The 7,729-nt window shown below is 50.7% G+C and carries 6 protein-coding genes; all 6 read right to left on the reverse strand.

The genetic code is table 11. The annotated features are described in order from the left end of the window. Window positions 1-729 precede the first annotated feature (729 nt). Window positions 730-2,133 carry a 6-phospho-beta-glucosidase gene (locus tag AC5OW4_RS13230; RefSeq protein ID WP_072685545.1) on the reverse strand — a complete coding sequence of 468 codons (1,404 nt, stop codon included), beginning with the start codon at window positions 2,131-2,133 and terminating at the stop codon, window positions 730-732. A 38-nt stretch (window positions 2,134-2,171) separates the two neighbouring features. After that, window positions 2,172-4,097 (reverse strand): oxidoreductase, encoded by a 1,926-nt coding sequence (locus AC5OW4_RS13235; RefSeq protein WP_072685543.1) that lies wholly within the window; start codon window positions 4,095-4,097, stop codon window positions 2,172-2,174. A 515-nt stretch (window positions 4,098-4,612) separates the two neighbouring features. Continuing rightward, a complete protein-coding gene (locus AC5OW4_RS13240) occupies window positions 4,613-5,362 on the reverse strand; it encodes an EFR1 family ferrodoxin (RefSeq protein WP_229100713.1) in 750 nt (249 codons plus the stop codon). A 13-nt stretch (window positions 5,363-5,375) separates the two neighbouring features. Further along, window positions 5,376-5,741, reverse strand: a complete 366-nt coding sequence (locus AC5OW4_RS13245; RefSeq protein WP_072685541.1) for an ArsR/SmtB family transcription factor — start codon at window positions 5,739-5,741, stop codon at window positions 5,376-5,378. Next, on the reverse strand, window positions 5,738-6,511 hold the full coding sequence (locus AC5OW4_RS13250) for a nitroreductase family protein (protein WP_072685539.1): 774 nt from the start codon (window positions 6,509-6,511) through the stop codon (window positions 5,738-5,740). Before AC5OW4_RS13250 ends, AC5OW4_RS13245 begins: the two co-directional genes overlap by 4 nt. A 183-nt stretch (window positions 6,512-6,694) precedes the next feature. Further along, window positions 6,695-7,729: FAD-dependent oxidoreductase (locus AC5OW4_RS13255; RefSeq protein WP_493677074.1), on the reverse strand; the 1,035-nt coding region annotated here is incomplete at its 5' end.

Consider the following 7,729-nt stretch of genomic DNA (forward strand, 5'->3'; position numbering starts at 1 on the left):
TAACCACCTATATTATATCTCAAATTACAAAAAGTTGAAGAGATTCAATCTTTTTGTATTGATGTTTTTTGAGATTTTGAGATTTTTCAAATTCACGCAAAAAACTCTTGTTTTTTATTATCTAATTTCTTTTGAGTTCTATAATTTTTAAGATGCAGTCCAGGCTGGTTGTCAGAAGCTGGGCAATCGCCAGAATGTCCCTTATCGTTAAAGAAGACAAAAGTTCCATGAAAAATTTCATAGAAAGCCCCTCCTTTCCAGAGCTGAGTAAACAAGCTCGAAAAACAAATGAATCAAAAGAATGATCCATCCAGGACGGGCAATCCCTTAATCAATGACCCTACATCTTTAATATTGCGCAAAATTCAAAAAAGCCACCTGAGAAAATGGAAAAAGTAAAATTACTTTTGAGGTTTAGTAAAACTCTAAAGAATTGAGATTCCTTCGAGGACGCAAGTCCTATGCGAATCCAACAATCACTCAATGTAAATCTGAGACTTCCTTGATTGGATATCGCCGCTTGTGTCTCAATTCAGTGATAACCGGAATCTCAGGTTTAAAGCAAGAAAACCGGCTTCTTTCCTGCCGGTTTTCCTTTTTATAGATCTTTACTTTCTAAATCTTCATGCCCTGTCAAAATGCCCTGTCAAACCATTTGATTGCCTCAATTTTTCAAGCTGTACGTAACCGGAGGACCGGAACGGTATCGCTTCGCGTATTCCTGCTTTTTTACAGTTCTTCCCCATTGGAAGCAATGACCTTGCGGTACCAGTCAAACGACTTCTTTTTCAACCGCGTTAAGCTCCCCCGTCCTTCGTCATCCCGGTCGACATAAATGAAGCCATAGCGTTTTTTCATCTGCCCGGTGCCGCAGCTGACGACGTCAATACAGCCCCACGGCGTGTAGCCGATCAGATCGACGCCGTCTTCCTCCACCGCCGCTTTCATCGCTTCGATGTGCTGACGGAGATATTCTATCCGGTAATCATCCACAATGGTGCCGTCCGGCTCAATCGTATCCACGGCGCCCAGACCGTTTTCCACAATGAACAGCGGAATCTGATACCGGTCATACAACTGATTGAGCGCGATCCGCAGACCGATCGGATCAGTTTGCCAACCCCAGTCGCTGGCCTTCAGGTAGGGATTCTTCACCGCGTTCAACATGTTGCCGCCGATCAGCTCGACTTCCCGGGCGGTTGCCACGTTGGAGTTATAATAGGAAAACCCGATATAATCCACAGTTCCATCCTGCAGTGCCGCTTCATCCTCCGGCGTGATATCCAGCGTCAACCCCTGCCGCTTCCAATAGGCTTTCGCCTTGGAAGAATATGCACCGCGGACCTGCACGTCCGAGAAATAGAGATGCAAATCGAGCTGACGCATGCATTCCAGCTGATCGGCCGGATTGCATGTTTCACCATAAAAGGTCGGATACAACATCATCATGCCGATTTTAAAATCCGGATTGACCGCATGGCCCAGCTTGACGGCCAGAGCACTGGCGGTCAGCTGGTAATGGGCTGCCTGCAGCTGAACCTGTTCGGCATTTTCGTTCTCCCCAATTCGGATGCCCGCGCTCATCTCACTGTGCAGACGCAGCACGTTGATCTCGTTGAAGGTCATCCAGTATTTCACTTTATTTTTATACCGATGGAAAATTGTTTCGCAGAATTTCAGATAAAAGCCGATCATCTCCCGACTGCGCCAGCTGCCGTAGTTTTTTACCAGCGCATAGGGTGTTTCATAATGGGAAATCGTGACGACCGGTTCGATGCCATATTTTAAACACTCGTCGAAAACCGCGTCGTAAAACGCTAACCCCTTCTCGTTGGGGATTTCATCGTCGCCGTCAGGATAGATCCGCGTCCAGGCAATCGAAGTGCGGAAGCACTTGAAACCCATCTTCGCAAACAGCGCGATATCCTCTTTATAATGATGATAGAAATCAATGCCTTCATGGTTGGGATAATAGACGCCCGGCAGCACGCCGTCGGTAAATTCGCGGACTTTTCCGATCCCGCCGACCGTCATGCAATCGGCGGTACTCAGACCTTTGCCATCTACATTCCAGGCGCCTTCGCATTGGTTGGCGGCCACTGCGCCGCCCCACAGAAAATCACTTCTTAACATAAGCTTCTCCTTGTTATCCTTTTCCTTCTTATCCTGATCTAACGAATATTCGCACCTGCGAAATAACCGTCGTGCGTCGCTTCAATGACTTTCGCCACCCGCTTACAATCGCCGATCATCACGGTGTTGGGCGTAATCCCATAAAATTGCTGAGCTGCTTCCGCCCGTGAGCGCAGACCGACCGCAAGCAGAATGTGATCGGCGGGAATCTGCTGGATTCCCTGCGGGGTCCGGACTTCTACGCCGTCCGGCTTGATTTCCAACACTTGCGATTGAAGCAGACAGGTCAAGGTTGAACAGCGGCGAAGATGCTGATGCAGCGCAATCCGGTACAGCTTATTGCCTTTGGCCGACAACGTATCCGACATTTCAATCAGCGTGACCGTTTTCCCCCGTTCTGCCAATTCCAGAGCCAGCTCGGTTCCGATCGTGCCGCCGCCGATGATCACAAACCGTCCCTGCGCTGAATCCAGCTCGGGATACAGCGTCACCGCCTGACGGGCATACTCCACGCCGGGAATGCGCGGCGTAATAAACTTCGCTCCCAATCCGAGAATCAGATCATCCGGTGCAAGCGAGGCGATCATTTCAGGCGTCGCTTCAGTCTCCAGCCGGACTTCAACATTGGACTTGGCGATCTGCCGGATCAGGTATTCGCGATATGCTTTCAGCTCTTTTTTATAGTCGTCATAATCCGCCCAGTTCAGCTGACCGCCCAACTTGGCCGAGCGCTCCAGCAAGATTACATGATGGCCTTGTTCCTCAGCGGTCAGCGCCGCTTTCATCCCGGCCGGTCCGCCGCCGACCACGACGACCGTTTTAGGCTTGACGGTCTTTTCCAGTTTCCGCGGCACGCGGTTTTCCCGGCGAAAGCGGGGATTGACGCTGCATTGGACATTTTCATGTTCCGTCGCGATGTGATAACAATTCAGGCACCGCAGGCAGGGAACGATATCCTCAGTCCGGCCCTCGCAGGCTTTTTGCGGCCAGTCGGGATCCGCTACCAGCTGCCGGCCAAGCATGACCAGATCGGTGCTTCCGTCCGCGATCAGCTGTTCGCAAACCGCGGGATCCGTGATTCCGCCGACCAGCGCGACCTTCACTCTGCATTCCTGCTTGACCCGGCGCGCAAATGCCGCGTTGTAATACTGCGGTTCAAAAACGGTGGTATGGGTATGAACGTTAGCTTCATAGTGTTCAACAGTCCCACCGTAACAATCCATCCCGGCCGAGACGTTGACGATATCGACCAGATCTTCCACCTGTTTCAGAAAATAAAGCATCTCGTCTTCGGAATACGATTCCGGCACTATCAGCTGGCGGGAGATCCGCATCATGATCGGATAGTGCGGGCCAACGGCCTGCCGCACAGCAATCAGGGCTTCCCGGGCAAAGCGGATGCGATTGTCCAGACTGCCGCCATACCTGTCGGTGCGGCGGTTCCACACCGGTGAAAGAAACTGGCAGCATTGGCTGTCATGTCCAAAATGAAGCATGATCATTGAAAAGCCAAAATCCTTCGCCTTTTTACAGTTATCCGCTAAATCCCGGATCTGGTCCTCCATTTGTTCCACGGTCATGGTTTTGCCCATTTCGCCGGTATAACAAATTCCGTCGCTGGGCATCTGCACCGTGCCGTCCGGATTCTTTAACGGATGGAAGCTGAATTCCATAATACCTGCCGCTCCGCCCTCTTCCAGGACGGATAGCGTTTCCCGTGTCACATCGCGCGCATATTTATCAAAGGGATTCGCGGCTCCAACAATATCCGCCGGCCCATAGCTGGATACCACGACGCCGGCGCTGCCGCCTCTGGCTTTATCCGGCAAAGAGATGCCGCCATAATAGGTGGACGAGACCAAATGTGCTCTCGGCACGCCCATCGGCGCTGCCAGCACACGGTTTTTCAACATCAGAGAATTGATCAGAATCGGACTGAATAAATGCGGAAAAGAAGTTTTCATAACGAACCTCGCTTTCTGTCCTCATTATCCAGTTTTCCGTGATCGTTTTCCACACTGCCGTTTGCCTGTTGACCGGGCAGAAACGGATTGATTTCCAGATTATAGAATCTCTTAATTCCAAGTTTTTCATTATCCGCGCTTGTTATGAAAGCTTAAGATATTTTCATGTAATTTTGCGTAAATAAAAAAACTCTCCTCGTGTACGATAATCTCACAGTCCAGTCGTCGGAGAGAAAAACATGTTAATCCGAGCCTGGATAGAAGAAAAGACGATCAAAATTGGAGAATGCCGCCGAATGATTATGTCTACATAGTATTGCATCGCGTTTTTATCGTGTTGAGCCAATTAAAAATCCCTTGGAAAACGATCGCGATATTGACTCACTTAAAATTTAGGATTCAGATTTAGTTTACTCCGTGCTAAAAGCATTGATCCACTCTACGCCGTTTTCAGTATCTGAGAATAAAAAAAACAATGCTTTCTCTTTTTGAAAAAAGAAAACACTGGCTTTTTCCTATTCTTTATCGGGATTCCGGACAGGTGTAGCGCGGCAGACCTTGCGTGTGCTTGCCATATTCGATGGCCTCCATCGGACAGCGGCTGATGCAGGCCATGCAATGCGTGCAGTTACAGGATGTCCTGCTTCCAATTTAATATTTTTCAACGGACACTCCTGAACACATTGACCGCAGGAGACGCAGGCTTCGGTAGCCGTAAATTTCTTTGCGTGGACAAACATCGGATAAAACAAATCGTTGACGATGCCGCTGTTCAGTTTGTCCTTTATCGTTCTCGGCAGTTCAGGAAAACATTCTCCTTTTTTGATACTTTGTGCGGCCTGCTCGATGACAGGGTAAGCCGCCGCAAGCTGCTTCTCCGCTTCCTCTGGCGCCGGTGTAGAAAACATCGCGATATAATTTTCCGGCATCACGATCGGAAAACAACCCAGGTAATCCATCTTCTTCCGTTCGCAGAGTTTTTCCAAATAAGCTCCGGCATTGCCGATGCTGCCGCCGCAGGTCATGACAAAATAGATTTTGGAATTCCCGGTTAAAGGTGTCTTTTCCAGCCACTCGCTGACAATCCGCGGAATTCTCCACGCATAGGTCGGCGTCACGATCACCCAGGGCTGACTGGCTTGCAGCGGCGAGTAATCCTGATCACGGATCCTTTCAAACAAATCGAGAACCTCCATGCCCGTCAGCCGGCCGATCCGCTGCGCGGCAAACGCGCTGTTGCCGGTTCCTGAAAAATAACAAATCATCCTGTTTCCTCCCTTATCTGTCAGCGTCTTCGCTGATATGACGCACGCTTTCGTAGATTAAATTGACTAAATCCGCGATCGCTTTCCACTGCGTCCCCTGCACACTTAAATAATAATAGTTTTTCGTCCCTTCCTTACGCATTGCGACGATCCCAGCTTCCTTTAAAATCTGAAGATGATGTGAAACCGAAGGCCGTGTGAGATGGGTTTTTAACGCGATCTCACCCACCCGGATTCCTGATAAATCACTTTCCAACAGGACCTGTAATATCAGTTGGCGGGTTTCATCGCCAATCGCGGTAAAAGCGCTGCGGCAGTTCTGAAACCCTTCCGCGATTTGCTTTGTCCGCGCTTCGCATTCTACCGCTTTGTGCCTCATTTCCACTGGACATTCATCTCCTTTCGCGGTACCGAGCGCAGATAACGCACGCCGGGATACCCCATAACCAGGGTCATCGCAACTTTCTTCCCTTTCGGTATTTGCAACGCTTTTTTTATTTTCGGCGACAGGTTGGCAGCCATTGTAAAAAAGCCGCTGAACAACACACCTAAGCCGTTGGCCTCCGCGACAAATTCCATATTCTGCGCCGCAAGCAGACCGTTGGTCTTATCTTCCGCCACAACCAGGATGACCAGCGGGGCCTTAAAGAAAAAGAAATGATCGTCAATGACATTGTTACGCGCCAGCGGATTGATTAGATCGGCCAGCGGTTTTATTTTTCTGAACAAATTGACGGCCAGCTTTTCAAAACGACCTTTTTCCTGATCTAAAACTATAAAGGAAACATCTCGTTTGTTTTCAGCCGTATGCGTCATCCATCCCGCTTCCAGAATCTGCTTCACCACTTCCGTTGGGACCGGCTTATTTTGAAACTGGCGAACAGTCCGGCGAAACCGGATCGTATTTAAAACCTGCCCGGGATCCAGTCTTTCCTCTTTGTTCTTCTCTTCCGGTGCATGATCATACCCGCTGACCGTCACCGCTTTGCGCGGGCAAACCGCTTCACACTGTCCGCAGAACAAACAGTCCTCCAGGATGACCTGCGCTTTGTCCTCCTGGATTTTTAAGTTATGTGTCGGACAGGTCTTCACGCACAAGGAACAGCCAATACATTTGTTTTTTTCTACGACGACTTGAAGTTTATCCATGATCTGATCCCTTTCGTTCACTTTCGTTAACCATTATAGGGGACATTGCCAATCCCTGCAACATTGGTAAAGAAAGTGATTACCAATGCTAAGAAAGACAATTAAAGCCGGCAGCAATTTCAAAGAAAACGAAAAGACAGACTTTCGCCTGCCTTCTCCCTTTGATGCTCCGCCAATAAGCGATTACACCGTTGCGCCAAGAAAATAACCTTCGTTGGTCGCTTCCAGAATCTTTGCGACACGGTTGCAATCACCGACCATCGCCGTTTCCGGACAAATTCCATAAAACGCCATCGCCTCTGCTTTCCGTGCTTTCATGCCGGTTGCCAGAATTACGGTATCCGCCGCAAGCCGCTGCCTCTGACCCGCACCGTCGCAAACGTCGACGAAGTCCGGGCCGATCTGTTCACAAGTCCATCCCGTCAGCGTGCGCAGCGATTCTGCCCTTTCAAAATGCTGGAACAGCGCGGTTCGAGTCAGATGATTCGCTTGGGCATAGATTTGTTGGGACAGCTCCACAATCGTCACCTCATGTCCGCTTTCCGCCAGCTCCAGTCCCAGTTCGCAGCCGATCGTGCCGCCGCCGATGATCACGCAGCGTCTTTTCGCCAGCTTCGGATTTTCGATGACCGCCAGCGCCTGCACCGCGTGTTCGGAGCCTTCGATCCGCGGCTGAACTGGTTCAGCGCCCAGCGCCAGAATCAGCGCGTCCGGTTTCAGGTTTTCCACGGTTTCCGGTGTCGCGGTTTCATTCAGGCGGACGTCGATCGTACTGTTGCGAACCTGATGCAGAAGATAATCCCAATATCGCCGCAGGTCTTCCTTGAACGGCCCGGCACTGGCCCATTTCAACGCACCGCCCAGCTTGGGCTGCTTCTCGATTAAAATAACCTTATGCCCACGCTGATCCGCGGTTAACGCCGCTTGGATCCCGGCCGGGCCGCCCCCGACAATCACAATCCGCCGGCGTTGGGCCGCCGGCTGCGGGAGCAGCGGCACCCGGTTCTCCCGGCGGAAGCGGGGATTGACGCTGCATTGGATATTCCAGTGTTCTGTCGCGATGTGATAACAATGCATGCACCGCAGGCAGGGAACGATATCCGCATCCCGGCCTTCCAGCGCTTTCTTTGGCCAGTACGGATCGGCGATCAGGCTGCGGCCGCACATTACGGCGTCGCCAATCCCCTCTGCGATCACAGAGATCGGAAGAGCGTCGTG

It is taken from the genome of Holdemania sp. (assembly GCF_986127675.1).